This is a genomic window from Klebsiella sp. SYXHC3, assembly GCF_057196925.1.
This window is the reverse complement of record NZ_JBXUNG010000011.1, coordinates 25,914-48,578: the sequence shown is the minus strand read 5'-3', so window position 1 is coordinate 48,578 and position 22,665 is coordinate 25,914. Positions and strand designations below refer to the sequence as shown.

Here is a 22,665-nt window from a genome sequence, read left to right as displayed (position 1 = left end):
CTCCTTATCGGTGCCGAATTAGTGATGTGACCATTCAATGCTGTTCAGATCCACGCCCTGTTTGAACATTTCCCACAGTGGAGAAAGGTCGCGCAGACGGCCGATGGAGTTACGAACCAGATTGATGGTGTAGTCAATCTCTTCTTCGGTAGTGAAACGACCTAAAGAGAAACGAATAGAACTGTGCGCCAGTTCATCAGTCATGCCTAACGCGCGCAGCACGTAGGATGGCTCAAGGCTCGCGGAAGTACAGGCTGAACCGGAGGAAACCGCCAGGTCTTTCAGCGCCATAATCAGCGACTCGCCTTCAACATAGTTGAAGCTGACGTTAAGAATGTTCGGCGCGCCCTGCTCAAGGTCGCCATTCAGATAGACTTCTTCCATATCTTTCACGCCGTTCCACAGACGGTCACGCAGGCCGCGCAGGCGCGCCATTTCGCTTTCCATCTCTTCTTTGGCGATACGGTAAGCTTCGCCCATACCGACGATCTGGTGGACAGGCAGGGTGCCAGAACGCATGCCGCGCTCGTGACCGCCGCCGTGCATCTGCGCTTCGATGCGGATACGCGGCTTACGGCGTACGTACAGCGCGCCGATACCTTTCGGGCCATAAATTTTGTGACCGGAGAAGGACATCAGGTCAACTTTCAGCTGGCTCAGATCGATAGGCAGTTTGCCCACGCTCTGGGTGGCGTCAACGTGGTAAATGATACCGCGGGCGCGGCACATTTCGCCGATGGTAGCGATATCCTGCACCACGCCGATTTCGTTGTTCACGTGCATAATGGAAACCAGGATGGTGTCGTCACGCATCGCCGCTTCCAGCTCTTTCAGATCGATAATACCGTTGCTCTGCGGAGCAAGGTAGGTCACTTCAAAACCTTCGCGCTCGAGCTGACGGCAGGTATCCAGCACCGCTTTATGCTCGGTTTTGCTGGTGATGATGTGCTTGCCTTTTTTCTGATAAAAGTTGGCTGCACCTTTAATCGCCAGGTTATCGGATTCCGTTGCGCCGGAGGTAAAGACGATTTCGCGCGGATCGGCGCCGACCAGTTCGGCAATCTGATTACGGGCGATATCTACCGCCTCTTCAGCCTGCCAACCGAAACGGTGAGAACGTGAGGCCGGGTTACCAAAGGTCCCGTCCAGGGTCAGGAACTGCATCATTTTCTCGGCAACACGCGGGTCCACCGGCGTTGTTGCGGAGTAATCGAGGTAAATCGGTAATTTCATTGCTCTTAAACTCCGTACATCACTCAATGCAAGGAACCAGGCAACCGGCTTGATGTACGACCGAGTACACGAGATGTCTCAACATCCCGGCCTGATTCTGAAAATCTTTATTATTGCTATCTACCCTGCCGTTTCACCTTGCAGCCCGTAAGCCGCAAGCTGAAACTAAGCCTCGTGCTAGGCGCGCAGTTTTACGTCAATGGCGTCCTGAGAACGCGTAGTACGCTGAGATTCATGATTGTGCTGACGACCAGAAACATCGAGGATTTCCTGGTTATTCACCAGTTCGCCCAGGGTGATGTTGTTGAGGAAACCGGTCAAACGTTCGCTCAGATCGCGCCACAGCGCGTGGGTCAGACACTTATCGCCACCCTGGCAGCCGCCTTTACCCTGACAACGGGTGGCGTCAACGGATTCGTCTACGGCGCTGATCACTTCGCCTACGGCGATGCTGCCAGCTTCTTTACCTAACAGGTAACCGCCGCCTGGTCCACGAACGCTGGATACCAGACCATTTTTACGCAGGCGAGAGAACAGCTGTTCCAGATAGGAAAGCGAAATTCCCTGACGCTCTGAAATATCTGCCAACGGAACCGGACCCGTTTCAGAATTGAGCGCAACGTCAAGCATTGCGGTCACGGCATAACGCCCTTTAGATGTCAGTCTCATGTCTTACTTAACCTCAAACTCGCCCCTGCCCGGGCTTTTTATTAATATGGGTATTGCATAGCAGGGCCAAGTCTGACATTCCCGAGTAAATTGGTCAACTATTTACTTGACTGTTTTAGTCAGGTATTTGGCTTTCCGTGCCGTTATTAATTTCGAGCCGCTCCCGGGGTCGGCCAAAGGCCTCGCCCGGGCTACAACAGATTCGTAGGCCGGATAAGCGAAGCGCCATCCGGCGTTAACGCGCTTACTTACCTTTATTCTGCTGCTCAATAGACGCCAGCATCCCGCGCAGGATGTTCAGCTCCTGGCTTTCCGGACGCGCGCGGGTGAACAGGCGACGCAACTTGTTCATCACCTGTCCCGGATGATTCGGGCGGATAAAACCGGTCGCCAGCAGCGTCTGCTCAAGGTGGCCGTAGAAACGTTCTAAATCATCGACCAGCGGATACGGCGTTTCTTCATGTTCAACCGCCGGTTGCGCCTGTTCCTGAGTCGCCAGCCAGGCCATTCGCACTTCATAGGCGATAACCTGCACCGCCATTGCCAGGTTCAGCGAGCTGTACTCTGGGTTGGCGGCGATCGCCACGTGATAGTGGCATTTCTGCAGTTCGTCGTTAGTCAGGCCAACGCGCTCGCGGCCAAAGACCAGCGCGACCGGCGCATGCTGACCTTCGGCTACGCTTTTCAGACCGCATTCGCGCGGATCCAGCATCGGCCACGGCAGCGTGCGGGAGCGCGCGCTGGTGCCAACCACCAGGCTACAGCCCGCCAGCGCTTCATCAAGGGTATCGACGATCTGCGCGTTACCAATCACATCGCTGGCGCCAGCGGCCAGCGCGATGGCCTGGGAATCAGGTTTCACCAGCGGGTTGACCAGCCACAGGTTAGTTAAGCCCATGGTTTTCATCGCGCGGGCAACGGAGCCCATATTGCCGGTGTGTGAGGTTTCTACCAGTACGATTCGAATATTTTGCAGCATTATGGTTCTTCGGCTAAAGATTATTCGTGCATGCTAACATAAAACGGAGACATAAGCAGAATTCGCTGTTACTATATGCGCCGTTTTTTCCCGTTCTTTAACATCCAGTGAGAGATACCGATGCATCCGATGCTGAACATTGCCGTGCGCGCAGCGCGCAAGGCGGGTAATTTAATTGCCAAGCACTACGAAACGCCAGATTCCGTAGAAACCAGCCAGAAAGGCAGCAATGACTTTGTGACTAACGTCGATAAAGCCGCAGAAGCGATTATTATCGAAACTATTCGCAAGTCTTACCCACAGCACACCATCATCACCGAAGAAAGCGGCGAGCACGCTGGTGAAGATCAGGATATTCAATGGGTTATCGATCCACTGGATGGCACCACCAACTTCGTTAAACGTCTGCCACACTTCTCTGTTTCCATCGCCGTACGCATTAAAGGCCGTACTGAAGTCGCCGTGGTTTACGATCCAATGCGTAATGAACTGTTCACCGCCACCCGCGGCCAGGGCGCGCAGCTGAACGGCTACCGTCTGCGCGGCAGCAACGCTCGCGATCTCGACGGTACTATCATCGCCACCGGTTTCCCGTTCAAAGCGAAGCAGCACGCTACCGCTTACATGAACATCCTCGGCAACATGTTCACCGAGTGCGCTGACTTCCGTCGCACTGGTTCCGCCGCGCTGGATCTGGCCTACGTTGCCGCTGGCCGCGTTGACGGTTACTTTGAAATCGCCCTCAAACCGTGGGATTTCGCCGCTGGTGAACTGATCGCTCGTGAAGCAGGCGCCATCGTTTGCGACTTTACCGGTGGTCATAACTATATGCTGACCGGCAACATCGTAGCCGGTAACCCGCGCGTCGTGAAAGCGATGCTGGCGAACATGCGCGAGCAACTGAGCGAAGCGCTGAAGCGTTAATTTCTCACTGAATGTAAAAAGGAAGCCGCGGCTTCCTTTTTTTATACCCTAAAACGGCCGCAAGCCGCCGCCCGGCGGGATCGCGCTACTCCACATCACGACAGCCGCCGTCAATAGCGCCACGCCGCCGGCCAGCGCCAGCGTCGCCCAGCCAACCTGTTTCCACATCGCCGGCGCCTGATGACGACTCAGGCGGATAGCCAACTGGCGGAATCCATGCACCAACAGCGCCAGCCCGCTTATGGTCAGCGACGTTCCCGCCGCCATCACCAGCGCGGCAGCCATGCCCCAGCCAAAGACGCCGATTACCTTGCTGAACAGCAGCACCATAATCGCTCCCGAGCAGGGACGCATGCCCATCGACAGTACAATCGCCAGCCTGGCGCGCCAGTCGTCGCCACTCTGTAGTTGATCCGGCGCCGGAAGGTGCTGATGGCCGCAGCCGCAATGTTCATCATGGACGTGATGCGGGGTAAAAGCGGTAAACGTTGGCCGCCGCAGCAAGACTCGCAGTTTTTTCAATGCCCGCCAGCACAGTAAAAGCCCCAATGCGCCGACCAGCAGATAGCTCCCCTTCTCCAGCCAGAAGCTGCTGAGATGCAGTTGACGCGCCGGAAGCTGCAGCAGCGTCAATACCACCACCACCAGTACTATCGCCACCATTCCCTGCAACAGCGATGCCGCCAGCGTCAGCGTAATACTCGATTTCAGCTTTGAGGGATGGGTGGCAAGCCAGGTGGTTATCACGATTTTTCCGTGACCGGGGCCAAGCGCGTGCAGTACGCCGTAGACAAAACTGAACCCGAGCAGTGACAGCCCCGCCGCTGACGGATTATCCGCCACCGCCTGCAGCAGTTGGCTGAGCTCAAGATTCAGTGAACGCTGCCAGACCGCGCTTTGCAACAGTACCTGCGGCCAGGCGAGCCACAACCAGATACCGCCCACGACGGTCAGCGTCAGAAACAGCGCCAGCGGCCAGAATGATTTCCAGCGCGGCGCCCGCGCTCGCGGCGTAAAGACTACTGACATATCAAGGTCACCTTCTGGGCGAAGTAGTTACCCAGTTCCATATCTTCCGGCGGCGCGTCCTCTTTATCGAGCGACTGCGCATAAGACAACATTTTGTCGTTGGGTTTCGGCGTCATTACCGTGGCCTTGCAGGAGGCCCGCAGCGCGGCAGGCAACGAAAAATCGCTATCCTGCTCATAAAACATATCGACGTAGTAGGTCGGATCGAAGGTGGATAAAGTAAAGGTTTGTCCGGCAACAGGTTGCGGTGTCGCCAACGGCAAGGTGAAAGTGAGTACCGCCTGCAGCCCGCTACGCGCAAGGCCGTAGCCATCCGGGCGGTTAGCAAACTTAACACGCTGGCCGTTGTGCCACAGTTCGCTGAAGTAGTGCTGGCCGAGTACGTTGGCCATGACCTCCGCCGCCAGTTTTTTCCATACTTCGCTGCCCGCCTTTGCATTGCCGGCATCATAGAGCAGATCCGCTGAAGTTATTTCGTCCATCGTCCAGCGCATCTTAAAACCGGTCAATAGACCGTCTTTCACCACGGCTTCACTCTGCAAATTAATGAAGCTGTGCGGATGCGCAACGGCTGACAATGATAAAACCATGAAAAATGCCGCACCGACGCAGTGTTTCACTTTCTTCATCTGTTCCTCGCGTGAAAAATTCTGTGAACTTCGCCAGCAATCCTGATCTAAAGGCCGCGGCCCGCCCTGCTCACCCTGCATCCTTTGGCTATTCTTAGCTGAAACCCTAACTGGAACTTACCAGATGATGACAGTGATTGAACCACCATCTGCGCTTTCCAGTCCACAGCGCCGTAGCCAGGTGCTCCTGATGTTCTATCTTCCGGGACAATCCGTCACGCCGCAACAGCTGGTCAGGCTCAACCAGGTGGATGAGGCGACGGCCCAACAGGATATCGCGGAGACGGGGCGCGAAATTCAGCGTTATCATCGACTGACTCTCGCGTCGCAGATGGACGGCAGCTATCGGATTGAAGGCGCCGCGCTCGATCAACGCCTGTGCCTGCTGCACGCTCTCCGGCGTGGGCTACGCCTGTGCCCGCATTTCGTTCATCACCATTTTACCCCGGCGTTAAAAACGCAGCTTAAACAGCAGGGTATCGCGCGAACCTTATATGATGATACCAATCTTCAGGCGCTGGTGAATCGCTGCGCTCGCGCGCTCAATCGGCAGTTCGACTGCCGGGACGGTCAGTTCCTGCGCCTGTATCTTCAGTACTGCCTGCTACAACATCATCTGGGCCAGTCGCCGGATTTCACCCGTGAGCAGCGCAACTGGGCGCAGGCCGCGGCGGAATTTAACCTCGCCGCCGAAATCGTCCGCCACTGGCAGCGCCGGGTCAGCGCCACGCCCCACGCCGGCGAACAACTTTTCCTGACCCTGCTGTTTATGTTACTGAAAACCCCGGATCCCATTCACGACGGTCATCAACAGGACAGACGCCTGCATCTGGCGATCTCCCGCTTGATCCATCGTTTCCAGGATCTGGCGGGACGGCCATTCAGCGATGAACAAGGGTTGAGTGACCAGCTCTATATCCATCTTTCGCAGGCGTTGAACCGCAGCGTATTCGCCATCGGTATTGATAACGCTTTACCGGAGGAGATCGGACGCCTGTATCCGCGCCTGATGCGTACCACCCAGGAGGCATTACGCGATTTCGAAACGGCCTATCATATTCAATTTAATCAGGAAGAGGTCAGCTTAATCGCGGTGATTTTCGGCGCGTGGTTGATGCAAAAAGCCGACCTGCATGAAAAGCAGGTGGTGCTGCTGACGCGGGAAAATAGCGAACTGGAACAGGCGCTGGAAATGCAATTGCGGGAATTAACGCTGCTGCCGCTGAATATTAAATACTTAAGCGTGACTCAGTTTCAGCAACAAGGCGCGCCGAAGGATGTGACCTTAGTGGTCACGCCTTACACCACCGCGCTACCGCTGTTTTCGCCGCCGCTGTTTCATGCTGAAGAGAATTTTAGCGATCACCAGCGGCAGCAGATTTGCAAAATGCTTGAGGATTAGGCGCTCACCGCCTTCGGTCGCACGAACAGCGCCGGTAGCGCCACCAGCGCCATCACCCAGAAGACGCCCTGATGCAGGTGCTGGTAGAGGAAACCAGCAAACACCGTCATCACCGCGATGCTGCCGCCCATCGCCACCGCCGAGTAAACGGCCTGCAGGCGGATAACCTCACTTCCCTGCCGCGCGGCGATATAGCGCATGGCCGCCAGATGACAGACGGTAAACGTTCCGCAGTGGAGGATCTGCGCGACCAGTAGCCATGGCAGCGCGGTCGTCCAGCCCATAATCGTCCAGCGCGCCACCCCGCACACCGCCGAGAGCAGCAGCAGGTCGCGGGCGCTAAACCGACGGAACACTTTTTTACTCAAGGCGAAAATCACCACTTCGGCGACGACGCCGAGCGACCATAAATAACCGACGGCGGAGGCAGAATAACCGGCCTGCTGCCAGTATAGCGCGCTGAAGCCATAGTAGGCGGCATGCGCTCCCTGCAACAGACAGACGCAGGCTAGAAAACGCCAGCTTTGCCGCACCAGGCTAAGCCACGCCGGTAGTCCGGCCGCCTCCTGGTGGCGGCTCTCCCCCTGCGGCATCACTGAAGGTTTCAGCAGCATGCCCAACAGCATCGAAGCGGTGCCCAGGCTTAACAACAACAGGATCGCCCGGTAATCAAACAGACTCACTAGCTTGCCGGTCAGCGCAGAACCGATGACAAAAGCAATCGATCCCCACAACCGCACCCGGCCGTAATCCATGGTGATCTGCTTTTGCCAGGTGTTGGCCAGCGCATCGGTTAAGGGTACCAGCGGCGAGAAAAAGAGGTTGAATCCGACGATGACCACCATCAGCCAGGCCACCTGCCCGCCGACCCAGAAGGCGAGAGCAAACAGCAGCGTCAGCAACGCCAGGATACGCAAGGCGCTAATCAAACGAGAAGGATCGCTGACCCGCGGCGCAATTAGCAGGCTGCCCAGAAAACGCGCCACCAGCCCGGCGCCGAGCAGCACGCCAATGGTTTCCGGCGTCAGGCCAACGCCTGCCAGCCAGACGCTCCAGAATGGTAAAAAAATACCGTAGCTAAAAAAGTAGGTGAAGTAACTTAGCGCCAGCCAGCGCGTGGAGTGCAAGACCATGATTCCCTCCCGAATGGAAGCTCTAGTCTGGCGATAAAGCGCATACTGAGCAAACCCATGTCTCACTATCTTCATGGTCGTTAAGTACATTTCTCTTAAAATCGTGAGCATTGTCACGCGATGAGTGTGCGACATGGCGGGCAGTATGAAAAAAAATCCGATAACCGGGCATCAGAGCGCTTCCCTCGTACCGGCTTAATCGCCGCTCAACGAGGCGCAACAATATTATTTTCCCAGCGTGGCGGGGAGTAAAAATGTGTATTACGTTTAGATCACACGCCTGTGATAAAGGACTGATTATGAACACGCTACGCTATTTTGACTTTGGCTCTTCCCGCCCTGTCCTGCTGTTAATCGCACGTATTGCGATCGTGCTGCTGTTCATTATTTTTGGCTATCCGAAACTGATGGGGTTTAGCGGAACGGTACAATATATGGCTTCTTCCGGCGCGCCGATGCCAACGCTGGCGGCGATCATCGCGGTCATCATGGAGGTACCCGCCGCTATTCTGATTATTTTAGGTTTCTTCACCCGCCCACTGGCGGTGATCTTTATCTTTTACACCCTGGGTACCGCGGTTATCGGCCATCATTACTGGGATATGACCGGCGATGCGGTATTGCCGAATATGATTAACTTCTATAAGAACGTCAGTATCGCCGGGGCCTTCCTGCTGCTGGCGATAACCGGACCAGGTTCGATTTCGCTGGACCGTCGATAACCAGCAGACACAAAAAAGGCCGCAATCGCGGCCTTTTTTATCTTAACGCGGCAAGATTACGCGTAAACCGGGAAACGGGCGCAGATATCCAGCACTTTACCTTTGACGCGCTCAATAACAGCTTCGTCGTTGATATTGTCGAGAACGTCGCACATCCAGCCAGCCAGCTCTTTCACTTCCGCTTCTTTAAAGCCGCGGCGAGTCACAGCCGGAGAACCGATACGGATACCGGAAGTCACGAACGGGCTCTTCGGATCGTTCGGTACGCTGTTTTTGTTAACGGTGATGTTGGCGCGGCCCAGGGCGGCGTCAGCTTCTTTACCGGTCAGGTTTTTATCTACCAGATCCAGCAGGAACAGGTGGTTTTCAGTACCGCCGGAAACCACTTTGTAACCGCGGTTCAGGAACACTTCCACCATCGCTTTGGCGTTTTTGGCAACCTGCTGCTGGTAAACTTTGAACTCTGGCTCCATCGCTTCTTTCAGCGCCACCGCTTTCGCGGCAATTACGTGCATCAGCGGGCCGCCCTGCGCGCTTGGGAACACGGCGGAGTTCAGTTTCTTGTACAGCTCTTCGCTACCGCCTTTCGCCAGGATCAGGCCGCCGCGCGGACCCGCCAGGGTTTTGTGGGTGGTAGTAGTAACAACGTGGGCGTGCGGAACCGGGTTCGGATAAACGCCGGCGGCAATCAGGCCCGCTACGTGCGCCATATCGACGAACAGGTAAGCGCCGATGCTGTCAGCGATTTCACGCATTTTCGCCCAGTCAACGATACCGGAGTAAGCGGAGAAGCCACCGATGATCATCTTCGGTTTGTGCTCCTGGGCCTGCTTCGCCATGTCTTCGTAGTCAATTTTACCGGACTCATCGATACCGTAAGGAATGATGTTGTACAGTTTACCGGAGAAGTTAACCGGGGAACCGTGGGTCAGGTGGCCGCCTTGCGCCAGGTTCATACCCAGCACGGTATCGCCTGGCTGCAGCAGTGCGGTGTAGACGGCAAAGTTAGCCTGCGAGCCGGAGTGCGGCTGCACGTTAGCGTAGTCGGCGCCGAACAGTTCTTTCGCGCGGTCGATAGCCAGTTGCTCAACGATATCCACGTACTCGCAGCCACCGTAGTAGCGCTTGCCCGGATAACCTTCGGCATATTTGTTAGTCAGCTGGGAACCCTGAGCCTGCATCACGCGCGGACTGGTGTAGTTCTCGGAGGCGATCAGTTCGATGTGCTCTTCCTGACGTACTTTTTCCTGCTCCATAGCCTGCCACAGTTCGGCATCATAATCGGCAATGTTCATTTCACGCTTTAACATCCGCATCTCCTGACTCAGCTAACGATAAAATTTTGGCCTAAAAAGGCGGTCCTGATGGACAACGGCCCACAGTATAACCGAATCATTCTGTGATAACAGGTCTTGACAAAGGATTTTACGCAAACGATTGGCTCCACAGCACACAAGGCTTTGAGCAATAACGCATCAAACATTATCAACGGATTTCTTTTCAGGTTTGTGATGCAAATTCTTCATGTTGTAACTGCTTTGCGGCAAAGTGATAAAGAACCATTTACATAGCAGGGTTATTTATATAAGATGCATTTGAAATGCATCAATAGGATAATATTTAAGGAAGCTGCTATGCTCGACGCTCAAACCATCGCCACGGTCAAAGCCACCATTCCCCTGCTTGTAGAGACCGGCCCAAAGTTAACCGCGCATTTTTATGATCGTATGTTTACTCATAATCCGGAGCTCAAAGAGATCTTCAATATGAGTAACCAGCGCAACGGCGATCAGCGCGAAGCGCTGTTCAACGCTATCGCCGCCTACGCCAGTAATATCGACAACCTGCCGGCCCTGCTGCCGGCGGTCGAAAAAATCGCCCAGAAACATACCAGCTTCCAGATTAAACCGGAGCAGTACAATATTGTCGGCAGCCATCTGCTGGCGACCCTCGACGAAATGTTTAGCCCAGGCCAGGAAGTACTCGACGCCTGGGGCAAAGCCTACGGGGTGCTGGCGAACGTCTTCATCAACCGCGAAGCGGAGATCTATCAGGATAACGCCAGTAAAAATGGCGGCTGGGAAGGTACCCGCGCGTTCCGCATTGTTAAGAAGACCCCGCGCAGCCAGCTTATTACCAGCTTTGAACTGGAGCCTGTCGACGGTCAGCCGGTCGCCGATTACCAGCCAGGACAATATCTGGCTATCTGGTTGAAGCCGGAAGCCTTCGAATATCAGGAAATTCGTCAATACTCTCTGACCCGCAGAGCGGACGGTAAAGGCTATCGCATCGCGGTGAAACGCGAGAATGGCGGCCAGGTGTCCAACTGGCTGCATAACCACGCCAGCGAAGGCGACGTAGTCTACTTAGCCGCGCCGGCAGGCGACTTCTTCCTCAACGTGGAAGCGCAGACGCCGGTGACCCTGCTCTCCGGCGGCGTCGGCCAAACGCCAATGCTGGCGATGCTGGATACGCTGGCGAAAAGCCATCATCAGGGCCAGGTGAACTGGTTCCACGCGGCGGAAAACGGTGACGTTCACGCCTTTGCGGACGAAGTGAAGGCGCTTGGCGCGGCGTTGCCTAAGTTTACCTCTCACGTCTGGTACCGCAGCCCGAGCGAGGCCGACCGTCAGGCAGGACGTTTTGATAGCGAAGGTTTGATGGATTTAGCGCCGCTGGCGGAAAATATTCGCGACCCGCAGATGCAATTCTATCTCTGCGGCCCGGTAGCGTTTATGCAGTTTGCGGCGAAGCAGCTGGTAGAATTAGGGGTCAATAAAGACAACATTCATTACGAATGTTTCGGCCCGCATAAGGTTCTGTAAGCCCAACGACGCGGGGATTTGTAGATACTATTATCGGTTTGCAACGGTTTTGGTCCGGGAAAAACATGTGCTTTGTGTTAATTCAGAGCACATTGCGCTCCCAGTTAATTTTGCTGCAATATGTTTTCCGTGGCGCAGGGAGCGCACAGAGGGCGGCCAGTCGCCGCCGCCCTCTGTACTCCCGGGCTCTGGCCGCCAAAATCGCCACTTCGTGGTACCTTCGACTTATCCCTGCAGGCTTCGGGTCGGGCCGAGGCAGCGTCCTTGCAAAACACGGCCCTCAGCCCGCATCCATGCGGGCTGCCCCGGCCTTCCGGGAACGTCTCAGCGATTTTGAGGCCACCAACACCGGCAGTTTCAGCCAGCATGGTGAATAAATTAACAGCAGGCCGCACGGACCGTAGGCCGGGTAAGCGTAGCGCCACCCGGCAATACTGCAGCGAGCGGCGAGGATTAAATCGCCGCGTCGTCTTCTTCACCGGTACGGATACGAATCACCCGCGCCACGTCGAAGACAAAGATTTTACCGTCGCCGATTTTACCGGTCTGGGCGGTACGAATGATGGTATCGACGCAGGTATCGACGATATCGTCCGTCACCACGATTTCAATTTTCACCTTCGGCAGAAAATCCACCATATATTCCGCGCCGCGGTACAGCTCGGTATGCCCTTTCTGACGACCAAACCCTTTGACTTCCGTCACCGTCATGCCGGTGATACCGACTTCCGCCAGCGCTTCACGCACGTCATCCAATTTGAACGGTTTAATAATCGCATCAATCTTTTTCATGGTTTTCCTGTCTTTGTCGCGTAACCGGTTGCTTACCGTATCATAACTTGCGCTATGCCGCGGGGCTACTCTTTAAAGTCGTTGGCGTCGAGCTCGTGGCGCGACAGCAGTTTGTAAAACTCGGTGCGGTTGCGCCCGGCCATCCGCGCGGCATGCGTCACGTTACCTTTGGTTATCTGCAAAAGCTTACGCAGGTAGTTGAGCTCAAACTGATTACGCGCCTCGACGAAGGTCGGTAGCGCGGTATTCTCACCCTCCAGCGCCTGCTCCACCAGCGCATCGCTGATCACCGGCGATGAAGTCAGCGCCACACACTGTTCAATCACGTTAACCAGCTGGCGCACATTGCCCGGCCATTTGGCGGCCATTAGCCGCTTCATCGCATCGGTGGAGAAGGCGCGCACGAAAGGTTTGTGACGGTCGGCGGACTGGCGCAATAGATGATTGGCCAGTAACGGGATATCCTCCGCGCGCTCGGAAAGCGGCGGGATCTTCAGGTTAACCACATTGAGCCGATAGAACAGATCTTCACGGAACTCACCGCGCGCCATCGCCTTCGGCAGATCGCGGTGGGTCGCCGAGATAATGCGCACGTCGATATCGATATCGCGGTTGCAACCCAGCGGGCGCACCTTACGCTCCTGCAGTACGCGCAGTAGCTTCACCTGCAGCGCGACGGGCATATCGCCGATTTCATCAAGGAAAAGCGTACCGCCCTCGGCGGCCTGAAAAAGCCCTTCGCGGTTGCTGACCGCGCCGGTAAAGGCGCCGCGCGCGTGGCCGAACAGTTCGGATTCCAGCAATTGTTCCGGCAACGCGCCGCAGTTAATCGCGATAAACGGTTTTTCGTGGCGCGGACTGGCGTTGTGGATCGCCTGGGCGACAATCTCTTTCCCGGTACCGCTCTGGCCGATAATCAGCACGCTAACGTCCGACTGCGCCACCATACCGGCCTGCTCCAGCAGCCGCAGCATCTGTGGGCTGCGGGTGACAATCGCCTGTCGCCAGCGCTCGTCGGTGGCCGGCGAGCTCTGCTCGAGAGCATCGTCAATCGCTTTATATAGCGCGTCTTTATCGACCGGTTTAGTCAGAAAACTAAACACCCCTTTCTGGGTAGCGGCAACGGCGTCAGGAATAGAGCCGTGGGCGGTCAGGATGATGACCGGCATGCCGGGTTGCGCCTTCTGGATTTCAGCAAACAGCTGCAGGCCATCCATTTCATCCATGCGTAAATCGCTCACCACCAGGTCCACCCGCTCGCGCGTCAGCACGCGTAGCGCCTCGGGCCCGCTTTCCGCCGTGACCACGCTATAACCCTCACTGACCAGTCGCATCCCCAGCAGCTTTAACAGCCCCGGATCGTCGTCCACCAGCAACAGGTGGGCGGGTTTACGGATCGTCATGGATCACCTCCGGTACCTTGTCGCTACCGCTATTAAAATTGCCGCCGGGCTTACGGCTGGAGAGCTGGCGCTCAATATCGGTAAGGTTTTCCAGCTTGCGGGTGGTCAGCTCCAGTTGGCTACGCAACTGCTGCTCCTGCTGACGCAAGGTTTCCAGTTCAGCATCGCTCGATTGCTGGAGTTTGCCGTAGCGGGAGCGCTCCTCAAATAACTGCAATTGCCGGGCCTGGCCGTCGCGCCACAGCCGGTACAGCGGGCGAACCTGCGCGGCGATTTGCGGGCTAAAGCTGTCGATGCGGGCAACCATTTCGCGACGCTCATCGGGGGTGATTTTGGCGTCGGCCAGCAGAATGCCGCGTTTCAACGCATCCTGCCAGTTATCATCGTTATGCAATTTGGCTTCGGCGCGGGCTTGTACCGGCGCCAGGCGATCCGCGCAGTCAATACCACGCAGCCAATACAGCGGGTTCTTATCACTGGCATCGTTTTCCAGCGACCAGATATTGGCGCAATCTACGGAGAGAAAATCCGCCACCTGATGTTCCGGTAGCTCGGGCGGCGCATTGCCGTCTGCGGCGCGCGGCGACATAGCGGCAGAACAACCCGCCAGCGTCAGGCAGCATAGGCCCGACAGCAGCCATCCCCGTAAAGGACGGCGCAATGCGAAAAAGAGGGACATATTCACCCAATGTTGATTCATGTGTTGGTTTTTCCCGGCTCAGCGGCGGGGAGCGAGATGCGAAAACAGATGAACCCGGGATTATCATCGACCAGGCTCAGCTCTCCCTGCATTTGCCGTACGCAGTCGCGGGCGATACTCAACCCCAGACCGCTGCCTTTTACTGCCCCTTTACGCAGGTGGCTTCCCTGATAAAAAGGCTCGAAAATCATATTTCTTTCGGCGACGGGGATCGGCTCGCCGCTATTGGCGACATCGATACGAACCTGCTCGCCGTGGCGGTAACTATGAATCCGAATGTTACCGGATTCAGCGCCATAGTGCACCGCATTGGAGTACAGATTATCAAGCACGCTGGTCAGCAACGTCGGCTCCGCCAGGCAGAAGCGTTCACCCAGCGCCAGCTCGGTAGACATCATCTTGGCTCTTGCCGGTAAACTATGCGCGGAAACGACGGTCTGCGCCAGTTCGGCAATATCCACTTTCTGCCGCTCGACCGGGCCATCGGCCAGTTTGCGGTTATAGTCGAGCAGCTGTTCGATCAGCTTTTGCAGATTGCGGCTGCTGTTATCAAGGATCTCAACGATTTCTTGCTGTTCCGTCGTCAGCGGCCCCGCTACCCGGTCCGCCAGCAGCTCCGTTCCTTCACGCATGCTGGCGAGCGGTGTTTTCAGTTCATGTGACAGATGACGAAGAAACTGGTGGCGTTGGGACTCCAGCCACGCCAGACGTTCACTCAACCAGATAATCCGTTTACCGACCGATCGCAGTTCGCGCGGGCCGGTGAACAGTGCCGCATCATCCAGCGATTTTCCCTCTCCCAGGCGATTAATCATCTTCTCGATGCCCTTCACCGGGCCGATGATCATGCGGGTAAACAGCAAAACCAGCGTCAGGCTCAGCAGAAACAGAACCAGCGCCTGCCAGCCGAAGAACTGCCCGCGCTCGGCGATCTCCTGCTGTAGCTGCTGGCCGCGGGAGAAGATGACCGTGCGGGTCGCTTGCACCATTTCACTGTTAGCATCGGCAAAGGCTTCGAGGCTCGCCGCGGCTTTGGCGTCCGGCGCGCTATTATGGCAACGCAATTGGGCCAGGTCGGCGAGGTTCTGCCGCAGGGTCTGCCAAATGTGAGCATCCGGCAACACGCCGGAGAGCGCCTCAAGCATTTCGCTATAACGCTTACGTTGATTTTGATAGACCCGCTCAAGAGTAGGATCGTCCAGCACGCAATACTGGAGATAGCTACGCTCCATTTCCAGCGAGGCGTTGACCATCGCTTCGCTACGCCGCGCATCAGTCAAGGTGGTGCGGTTAATATGCGCGGCCTGGGCGCTGAGCGCGTTCAGGCTTTGCCAGGCCTGCCATGCCAGCACCAACAGCGGCAGCATGATCAGCACAAAGGAAAGCGTCACCAGTTGGCGCAAGGAACGGGGGAAAAGAGAGAATCGCTTCAAAGATATAGCCTCAACCATTAGCTCCTGAAGATGCTAACTGAGGATGGCGGAAACATCCACGGCAGAAACAATAAAGGCAGGCTCTAAAGCCTGCCTTTATTAAGGAATGAGGCGGTGCCTTACTCGACGTTTCGCCCGATGACTGATAAAGCAGAGCTGTTATCAGGAGTTGGACGGCAGGCACCTGTTTGTGCGTCATTCGAAGTTTATGTAGCGCTTCCCGAAGGGGCTGACATAAGAAGGTGAATGAGCCACTGCTGATTATTATGCACGAACTATGCCACCTTTCAAAAAAATTATTAACAGCATGATATATAACGAATTACATGCAATAACCCACTAAAATTCATTTGTCTATTCTTTGACCATAGTGTCGCCAATTGGCAACAACAAATCAGCCCTCAATTACACATATTTAAAATCAATAGCTTAAGTGTCGTCATTCAGAGACACCATTAAACCGCGTCTGTCGGTAATTCCCGACACTCTGATACGGCCTCGATCACAAATAAAAAAGCCCCCTGGATTAACAGGGGGCCCGTTTTCATCAACTTAGATTAACCCAGTTGCTTACGCGCGTTGCGGAAGATACGCATCCATGGGCTGTCTTCACCCCAGTTTTCCGGGTGCCAGGAGTTGCTGACGGTACGGAAGACGCGTTCCGGGTGCGGCATCATGATCGTCGCGCGACCGCTTTCGCTGGTCACCGCGGTAATGCCGTTCACCGAGCCGTTCGGGTTCGCCGGATAGGTTTGCGTCACTTTGCCGAAGTTATCGACGAAACGTAGCGCCACCAGGCCTTTGCTTTCAAGCGCGGCCAGGTGCGCGCTGTCCCGCACCTCCACCTGCCCTTCGCCGTGAGAAACGGCAATCGGCATCATCGAACCGGCCATGCCCTGCAGCAGCAGCGATGGGCTCTGGGTGACTTCAACAAGGCTGAAACGCGCTTCAAAGCGGTCAGAGTGGTTGCGTACGAAGCGCGGCCACAGGTCGCTTCCAGGGATCAGCTCACGCAGGTTGGACATCATCTGACAACCGTTACACACGCCCAGCGCCAGCGTCTGCGGGCGATGGAAGAAAGTGGCGAACTCATCGCGTACGCGTTCGTTGAACAGAATCGATTTCGCCCAACCTTCGCCTGCCCCCAGTACGTCACCGTAGGAGAAACCGCCGCAGGCCACCAGCGCATGGAAGTCGCCAAGACCAGTACGACCCGCCAGCAGATCGCTCATATGCACGTCGATGGCATCGAAGCCGGCGCGATGGAAAGCGGCCGCCATTTCAACGTGAGAGTTAACCCCCTGCTCGCGCAGCACGGCCACTTTCGGGCGCGCGCCGGTCGCAATATACGGCGCGGCAACATCTTCATTGATATCAAACGACAGCTTAACGTTAAGGCCCGGGTCGCTATCGTTAGACTTCGCCTGGTGCTCCTGATCGGCGCATTCCGGGTTATCGCGCAGGCGCTGCATCTGCCAGGTGGTCTCCGCCCACCACATACGCAGCGTGGTGCGGCTTTCGCTGAACAGCGGCTGACCGTCGGCGGTGATAACAAAACGATCGCCTGCCGTCGCCTGGCCTAAGTAGTGCACGCAATCTGCCAGACCATTCATCGCCAGCAGCGCTTCCACCGCTTCGCGGTCGGCGGCGCGAACCTGAATCACCGCGCCCAATTCTTCGTTGAACAGCGCAGCCAGACGGTCGTCGCCCAGCGCGGCGATATCGGCTGTTACGCCGCAGTGACCGGCAAAAGCCATTTCCGCCAGCGTCACTAACAAGCCGCCATCGGAGCGGTCGTGATAAGCCAGCAGCTTACGCTGTGCCACCAGCGCCTGCATCGCGTCCCAGAAGCCTTTCAGCTGCGCGACATCACGCACATCGGCCGGCTGGTCGCCTAGCTGACGATAGACCTGCGCCAGCGCGGTGGCGCCCAGCGCGTTACGCCCTTTGCCGAGATCGATCAGCAGCAGGGCGTTATCTTCCGTAGAGAGTTGCGGGGTCACGGTGCCGCGCACGTCTTCAACGCGGGCAAACGCGGAAATCACCAGCGACAGCGGCGAGGTCATTTCGCGCTGCTCGCTTCCTTCCTGCCAGCGGGTTTTCATCGACATTGAGTCTTTACCCACCGGGATAGTCAGGCCCAGCGCTGGACACAGTTCTTCACCGACTGCTTTTACCGCCTCATACAGGCCGGCGTCTTCACCCGGGTGACCGGCTGCCGCCATCCAGTTTGCCGACAGTTTGACGCGGTTGAGTTCGCCAATCTGCGTAGCGGCGATGTTTGTCAACGCTTCGCCGACCGCCAGGCGGGCAGAGGCGGCAAAGTCGAGCAGCGCAACCGGCGCGCGTTCACCCATCGCCATAGCTTCGCCGTAGTAGCTATCGAGGCTGGCGGTGGTCACCGCGCAGTTGGCGACCGGGATCTGCCACGGCCCCACCATCTGGTCACGCGCCACCATACCGGTCACGGTGCGATCGCCGATGGTCACAAGGAAGGTTTTCTCAGCCACCGTCGGCAGATGCAGCACGCGGTTAACCGCATCGGCAATCGTCATTGGTTGACGATCCAGCTCGCTGCCCTGCGCTTTCAGCGTTTGCACGTCACGCGTCATTTTCGGCGTTTTGCCGAGCAGGACGTCCAGCGGCAGGTCGATCGGCCGATCGTTAAAGTGGCTGTCGCTCAGGCTAAGGTGTTGCTCCGCCGTGGCTTCGCCGATCACCGCATAAGGCGCGCGCTCGCGGCGGCACAGCTCTTCAAACAGCGGCAGCTGTTCCGGCGCGACCGCCAGAACGTAACGCTCCTGGGATTCGTTACACCAGATCTCCAGCGGGCTCATGCCCGGCTCATCGCTGAGGATATCGCGCAGCTGGAATTTTCCGCCGCGGCCGCCATCGCTCACCAGCTCCGGCATGGCGTTAGAGAGACCGCCCGCGCCAACGTCGTGGATAAACAGAATCGGGTTCGCATCGCCCAGCTGCCAGCAGCGGTCGATCACTTCCTGACAGCGGCGCTCCATTTCCGGGTTGTCGCGCTGTACAGAGGCGAAATCCAGATCGGCATCAGACTGGCCGGAAGCCATGGATGACGCCGCGCCGCCGCCGAGACCAATGTTCATCGCCGGGCCGCCCAGCACGATAAGCTTGGCGCCAACGGTGATTTCGCCCTTCTGGACGTGCTCGCCGCGGATGTTGCCAATACCGCCCGCCAGCATGATCGGTTTGTGATAGCCGCGCAGCTCTTCGCCATTGTGGCTGGTCACTTTCTCTTCATAGGTACGGAAGTAGCCATTCAGCGCCGGACGACCAAATTCGTTGTTAAACGCCGCGCCGCCCAGCGGGCCTTCGGTCATGATATCCAGCGCGGTTACGATACGCTCAGGTTTACCGAAATCCTCTTCCCACGGCTGTTCAAAACCCGGGATACGCAGGTTAGACACCGAGAAGCCGACCAGACCCGCTTTCGGCTTCGCGCCGCGCCCCGTGGCGCCTTCGTCGCGGATCTCGCCGCCGGAGCCGGTTGCGGCGCCCGGCCACGGCGAAATCGCCGTCGGGTGGTTGTGAGTTTCAACTTTCATCAGAATGTGCGCCGGCTCCTGATGGAAGTCATAGCGCCCGGTCTGGTAGTCGGCGAAATAGCGTCCGACTTCGGAACCTTCCATTACCGCGGCGTTGTCTTTATAGGCAGACAGCACATATTCCGGGTTTTTCTCGAAGGTATTTTTAATCATTTTAAACAGCGACTTCGGCTGTTGTTGGCCGTCGATAATCCAGTCGGCGTTAAAAATTTTGTGGCGGCAATGTTCCGAGTTGGCCTGCGCGAACATATACAGTTCAATGTCGTTCGGATTGCGGCCAAGCTTAACGAATGCGTCCTGCAGGTAGTCGATTTCGTCATCGGCCAGCGCCAGCCCCAGACGGAGGTTGGCGTCAATCAGCGCCTGACGTCCCTGGCCCAACAGGTCCACGCTGGCCACCGGTGTCGGCTGATGATGAGCAAACAGCTTCTCTCCCTCTTCCAGCTCAGTGAAAACGCTCTCCATCATGCGATCGTGCAGCTCCGCCGCAACGGCGTCCCACTGCGCATCGCTCAGACCCTGTGCTTCAACGTAGTACGCCACGCCGCGTTCCAGCCGCACGACCTGCGATAAACCGCAGTTATGGGCGATGTCGGTAGCTTTGGAGGACCAGGGGGAGATAGTGCCGGGGCGAGGGGTGACGAGCAGTAATTTACCGGTTGGCGTATGGCTGCTGAGGCTTGGGCCATATTTAAGCAGTCTGACCAGTCTTTCGCGCTCCTCATCGCTTAGCGGGGCGCTCAGGTCGGCAAAGTGAACATACTCCGCGTATAAGGTGCTAACCGGCAGGTTGGCCGCCTGAAAACGTGCCAGCAGTTTGTTGATACGGAATGCCGACAGTGCAGGTGAACCACGCAAAATATCCATCATAAGTCTCTCGTCTTCGAAGCTTTCAAGGTGAGCCAGGGGGAAACGGGCGCCATTATAGAGAATCCTGAGCCCCGACGAAACCGTTTGCGTAGAAATAAAATGATTCATCAGTTTTATCAATAAATGTGACATGAATCGCGAATATGTTGCCAACTGGCGCATTCTTAAGCAAAATGCCGCTCAACTTACGGCAACCTTTTACTTTTTCCGGATATACCCAGCTGAGGAACTCCACGCTGCAGAAAATTAACTATTTGAAAAAATTAAAGATTAATTATCTGCTGATCGGCGTCGTCACCCTTTTGTTGGCGGCGGCGCTGTGGCCGTCTTTACCGTGGATGGGAAAACCGGAGAACCGCGTTGCCGGGATCATTGCTCGCGGCGAACTGCGCGTAAGTACAATTAACTCGCCGCTGACCTACGCCGCCATCAACAACAAAGACTACGGTCTCGATTACGAACTGGCGAAACGCTTCGCCGATTACCTTGGGGTGAAGCTGAAAGTCACCGTGCGGCAGAATATTAGCCAGCTATTTGACGATCTCGATGCCGGTAAAACCGATATGCTGGCCGCCGGGCTGGTCTATAACACCGAGCGGGTAAAGAACTATCAGGCGGGCCCCACCTATTATTCCGTTTCGCAGCAGCTGGTCTATCGCGTTGGCGGTAATCGTCCGCGTACGCTGGCCGGGATCAACGCCGAACAGCTCGCCATCGCCCCAGGCCACGTCGCCCTCAACGACTTGCAGGCGCTGAAGGAGAGCAAATACCCGGACCTCAACTGGCGCGTTGATGAAAAGCGCGGCACCACCGCCCTGATGCAGGCGGTCATCGACGGCACGCTGGAATATACCGTCGCCGATTCCGTCGCCGTCAGCCTGTTCCAGCGCGTACATCCGGAGCTGGCGGTGGCTCTCGACATCAGCGATGAACAGCCGGTCACCTGGTTTAGCGAAAAAAGCGAAGACAATTCACTATCGGCAGCCATGCTCGATTTCTTTAATAGTATGAATGAAGACGGCACCCTCGCCCGCCTGGAAGAGAAGTATCTCGGCCACGGCAACGACTTCGACTATGTTGATACCCGCACCTTCCTGCGCGCGGTACAGAATACGCTGCCGGATCTGAAGCCGCTGTTTGAGAAATACGCCCGACAGATCGACTGGCGACTGCTGGCGGCGATTGCCTGGCAGGAGTCGCACTGGGATCCGCAGGCCACCTCGCCGACCGGCGTGCGCGGTATGATGATGCTAACCCGTAACACCGCCCAGAGTTTAGGTCTGACCGATCGTACCGATGCCGAACAGAGCCTCGACGGCGGCATGCGCTATCTGCAGGATATGATGGCCAAAGTGCCGGAGGCGATCCCGAAAGAGGAGCGGATCTGGTTTGCGCTGGCGGCCTATAATATGGGCTACGCGCATATGCTTGACGCAATGGCGCTGACTAAAAAACAAAAAGGCAACCCGAACAGCTGGTCCGACGTTAAGCAGCGTCTGCCATTGCTGAGCCAGAAGCCCTACTACAGCCGCTTAAAATATGGCTACGCCCGCGGCCATGAGGCTTACGCCTACGTGGAAAATATTCGTAAGTACCATATCAGCCTGGTTGGATATTTGTCTGAACAGGAAAGGAAAGCGGCGCAAGAAATGGCGATTGCCGAAGCTTATCCGGCCGTCGCGCCGGAAGAACTCGATAGCGAGCATAAAGAGTATGCGATGCCCTTCTTTAAATTCCGCGGCGAAAAGCTTGTCGACAACGTTAAGCTGAAGTTGCCGACAATGGGACGTTAGCCCTCTTCCTGACGCGCTTTCTTCAATGCCTTTTTCTCTTCCCGCCGCCAGCGGAAGAAATCGCTCAGCATCGCGGAGCAAGATTCAGCCAGAATTCCCTCGGTAATTTCAACCCGGTGGTTCATCCCCGGATGATGCAGCACATCGATTAACGACCCGGCCGCGCCGGTTTTAGCATCGCGGGCGCCGAACACCAGCCGCGAGATGCGGCTATGCACCATCGCCCCGGCGCACATCACACAAGGCTCCAGCGTGACGTACAGCGTGGCATCAATTAAACGATAGTTCTGCAGGACCAGCCCTCCCTGACGCAGCGCCATAATTTCGGCATGGGCGGTAGGATCGTGACGACCAATTGGCCGGTTCCAGCCCTCGCCGATGACCTGATTGTTATGCACCAGCACGGCGCCCACCGGCACCTCGCCCTCTTCCCAGGCGCGTTTCGCCAGCGTCAGCGCATGGCGCATCCAGTATTCATCATTAAATTCGTGGTCAGACACAGCGGCACTCCTGCAGAAAAAGCGGGGCGCATTATACATGGGCACTATATATCG

18 protein-coding genes are annotated in these 22,665 nt (G+C 56.6%); 5 read left to right on the top strand and 13 right to left on the bottom strand.

Annotated elements, in window-relative coordinates:
- Positions 1–18: 18 nt before the first annotated feature.
- The 3 genes from iscS to trmJ all read right to left on the bottom strand — a co-directional run bounded on the left by iscS (position 19) and on the right by trmJ (position 2,881).
- Positions 19–1,233: a cysteine desulfurase gene (gene iscS, locus AC2CGP_RS20855; protein WP_015370315.1), complete on the bottom strand. Its 1,215-nt coding sequence runs from the start codon at positions 1,231–1,233 to the stop codon at positions 19–21.
- 177 nt (positions 1,234–1,410) lie between these two features.
- On the bottom strand, positions 1,411–1,902 hold the full coding sequence (gene iscR / locus AC2CGP_RS20850; RefSeq protein ID WP_015370314.1) for a Fe-S cluster assembly transcriptional regulator IscR: 492 nt from the start codon (positions 1,900–1,902) through the stop codon (positions 1,411–1,413).
- Between the two features lie 244 nt (positions 1,903–2,146).
- Complete coding sequence (trmJ, locus tag AC2CGP_RS20845; protein ID WP_015370313.1) at positions 2,147–2,881, bottom strand: tRNA (cytosine(32)/uridine(32)-2'-O)-methyltransferase TrmJ; 735 nt, start codon at positions 2,879–2,881, stop codon at positions 2,147–2,149.
- Positions 2,882–3,001: 120 nt separating this feature from the next.
- On the opposite strand from trmJ, the gene suhB reads away from it, so the two are divergent.
- On the top strand, positions 3,002–3,805 hold the full coding sequence (gene suhB / locus AC2CGP_RS20840) for an inositol-1-monophosphatase (protein ID WP_015370312.1): 804 nt from the start codon (positions 3,002–3,004) through the stop codon (positions 3,803–3,805).
- A 48-nt stretch (positions 3,806–3,853) separates the two neighbouring features.
- Here suhB and AC2CGP_RS20835 read toward each other — a convergent pair whose 3' ends face one another.
- Positions 3,854–4,834: a nickel/cobalt transporter gene (locus tag AC2CGP_RS20835; protein WP_086557547.1), complete on the bottom strand. Its 981-nt coding sequence runs from the start codon at positions 4,832–4,834 to the stop codon at positions 3,854–3,856.
- Positions 4,825–5,463: a DUF1007 family protein gene (locus AC2CGP_RS20830; RefSeq protein WP_086557548.1), complete on the bottom strand. Its 639-nt coding sequence runs from the start codon at positions 5,461–5,463 to the stop codon at positions 4,825–4,827. The genes AC2CGP_RS20835 and AC2CGP_RS20830 overlap by 10 nt, the downstream gene beginning before the upstream one ends.
- A 124-nt stretch (positions 5,464–5,587) precedes the next feature.
- Between AC2CGP_RS20830 and csiE the strand changes: the two genes are divergently transcribed.
- Positions 5,588–6,865 (top strand): stationary phase inducible protein CsiE, encoded by a 1,278-nt coding sequence (csiE, locus tag AC2CGP_RS20825; RefSeq protein ID WP_015703176.1) that lies wholly within the window; start codon positions 5,588–5,590, stop codon positions 6,863–6,865.
- On the opposite strand, the gene AC2CGP_RS20820 is transcribed toward csiE, so the two are convergent.
- Complete coding sequence (locus AC2CGP_RS20820; protein WP_032715165.1) at positions 6,862–7,998, bottom strand: 3-phenylpropionate MFS transporter; 1,137 nt, start codon at positions 7,996–7,998, stop codon at positions 6,862–6,864. The genes csiE and AC2CGP_RS20820 overlap by 4 nt on opposite strands.
- 299 nt (positions 7,999–8,297) lie before the next feature.
- On the opposite strand from AC2CGP_RS20820, the gene AC2CGP_RS20815 reads away from it, so the two are divergent.
- Complete coding sequence (locus AC2CGP_RS20815; protein ID WP_015370306.1) at positions 8,298–8,720, top strand: DoxX family protein; 423 nt, start codon at positions 8,298–8,300, stop codon at positions 8,718–8,720.
- A 56-nt stretch (positions 8,721–8,776) separates the two neighbouring features.
- On the opposite strand, the gene glyA is transcribed toward AC2CGP_RS20815, so the two are convergent.
- The gene (glyA, locus tag AC2CGP_RS20810) at positions 8,777–10,030 is read right to left on the bottom strand and encodes a serine hydroxymethyltransferase (protein ID WP_015370305.1); all 1,254 of its coding nucleotides are present in this window, start codon (positions 10,028–10,030) and stop codon (positions 8,777–8,779) included.
- Positions 10,031–10,354: 324 nt separating this feature from the next.
- Between glyA and hmpA the strand changes: the two genes are divergently transcribed.
- Positions 10,355–11,545, top strand: a complete 1,191-nt coding sequence (gene hmpA / locus AC2CGP_RS20805; RefSeq protein ID WP_015370304.1) for an NO-inducible flavohemoprotein — start codon at positions 10,355–10,357, stop codon at positions 11,543–11,545.
- A 453-nt stretch (positions 11,546–11,998) separates the two neighbouring features.
- On the opposite strand, the gene glnB is transcribed toward hmpA, so the two are convergent.
- The 5 genes from glnB to purL form a co-directional block, all read right to left on the bottom strand.
- A complete protein-coding gene (gene glnB / locus AC2CGP_RS20800; protein ID WP_002914032.1) occupies positions 11,999–12,337 on the bottom strand; it encodes a nitrogen regulatory protein P-II in 339 nt (112 codons plus the stop codon).
- A 65-nt stretch (positions 12,338–12,402) separates the two neighbouring features.
- The gene (gene glrR / locus AC2CGP_RS20795; RefSeq protein WP_213759841.1) at positions 12,403–13,740 is read right to left on the bottom strand and encodes a two-component system response regulator GlrR; all 1,338 of its coding nucleotides are present in this window, start codon (positions 13,738–13,740) and stop codon (positions 12,403–12,405) included.
- Positions 13,727–14,419: a two-component system QseEF-associated lipoprotein QseG gene (gene qseG, locus AC2CGP_RS20790; protein WP_026612244.1), complete on the bottom strand. Its 693-nt coding sequence runs from the start codon at positions 14,417–14,419 to the stop codon at positions 13,727–13,729. Before qseG ends, glrR begins: the two co-directional genes overlap by 14 nt.
- Before the next feature lie 17 nt (positions 14,420–14,436).
- Positions 14,437–15,873 (bottom strand): sensor histidine kinase, encoded by a 1,437-nt coding sequence (locus tag AC2CGP_RS20785; protein WP_026612243.1) that lies wholly within the window; start codon positions 15,871–15,873, stop codon positions 14,437–14,439.
- A 557-nt stretch (positions 15,874–16,430) separates the two neighbouring features.
- On the bottom strand, positions 16,431–20,318 hold the full coding sequence (gene purL / locus AC2CGP_RS20780) for a phosphoribosylformylglycinamidine synthase (RefSeq protein ID WP_015370300.1): 3,888 nt from the start codon (positions 20,316–20,318) through the stop codon (positions 16,431–16,433).
- A gap of 173 nt (positions 20,319–20,491) precedes the next feature.
- Here purL and mltF point away from each other — a divergent pair, with 173 nt between their 5' ends.
- Entirely contained in the window at positions 20,492–22,111 is a 1,620-nt protein-coding gene (gene mltF, locus AC2CGP_RS20775; protein WP_026612242.1) for a membrane-bound lytic murein transglycosylase MltF, read from the top strand.
- Here mltF and tadA read toward each other — a convergent pair.
- Entirely contained in the window at positions 22,108–22,611 is a 504-nt protein-coding gene (gene tadA / locus AC2CGP_RS20770; protein ID WP_015370298.1) for a tRNA adenosine(34) deaminase TadA, read from the bottom strand. The genes mltF and tadA overlap by 4 nt on opposite strands.
- Positions 22,612–22,665 lie beyond the last annotated feature (54 nt).

Bases quoted from the DNA above. Each gene is read 5' to 3' on its own strand.
- purL (WP_015370300.1), bottom strand. From the start codon at position 20,318: ATGATGGATATTTTGCGTGGTTCACCTGCACTGTCGGCATTCCGTATC.
- mltF (WP_026612242.1), top strand. From the start codon at position 20,492: ATGCCGCTCAACTTACGGCAACCTTTTACTTTTTCCGGATATACCCAG.
- glyA (WP_015370305.1), bottom strand. From the start codon at position 10,030: ATGTTAAAGCGTGAAATGAACATTGCCGATTATGATGCCGAACTGTGG.
- qseG (WP_026612244.1), bottom strand. From the start codon at position 14,419: ATGTCCCTCTTTTTCGCATTGCGCCGTCCTTTACGGGGATGGCTGCTG.
- iscS (WP_015370315.1), bottom strand. From the start codon at position 1,233: ATGAAATTACCGATTTACCTCGATTACTCCGCAACAACGCCGGTGGAC.
- iscR (WP_015370314.1), bottom strand. From the start codon at position 1,902: ATGAGACTGACATCTAAAGGGCGTTATGCCGTGACCGCAATGCTTGAC.
- hmpA (WP_015370304.1), top strand. From the start codon at position 10,355: ATGCTCGACGCTCAAACCATCGCCACGGTCAAAGCCACCATTCCCCTG.
- csiE (WP_015703176.1), top strand. From the start codon at position 5,588: ATGATGACAGTGATTGAACCACCATCTGCGCTTTCCAGTCCACAGCGC.
- glnB (WP_002914032.1), bottom strand. From the start codon at position 12,337: ATGAAAAAGATTGATGCGATTATTAAACCGTTCAAATTGGATGACGTG.
- trmJ (WP_015370313.1), bottom strand. From the start codon at position 2,881: ATGCTGCAAAATATTCGAATCGTACTGGTAGAAACCTCACACACCGGC.
- glrR (WP_213759841.1), bottom strand. From the start codon at position 13,740: ATGACGATCCGTAAACCCGCCCACCTGTTGCTGGTGGACGACGATCCG.
- suhB (WP_015370312.1), top strand. From the start codon at position 3,002: ATGCATCCGATGCTGAACATTGCCGTGCGCGCAGCGCGCAAGGCGGGT.
- AC2CGP_RS20830 (WP_086557548.1), bottom strand. From the start codon at position 5,463: ATGAAGAAAGTGAAACACTGCGTCGGTGCGGCATTTTTCATGGTTTTA.
- AC2CGP_RS20815 (WP_015370306.1), top strand. From the start codon at position 8,298: ATGAACACGCTACGCTATTTTGACTTTGGCTCTTCCCGCCCTGTCCTG.
- AC2CGP_RS20835 (WP_086557547.1), bottom strand. From the start codon at position 4,834: ATGTCAGTAGTCTTTACGCCGCGAGCGCGGGCGCCGCGCTGGAAATCA.
- AC2CGP_RS20820 (WP_032715165.1), bottom strand. From the start codon at position 7,998: ATGGTCTTGCACTCCACGCGCTGGCTGGCGCTAAGTTACTTCACCTAC.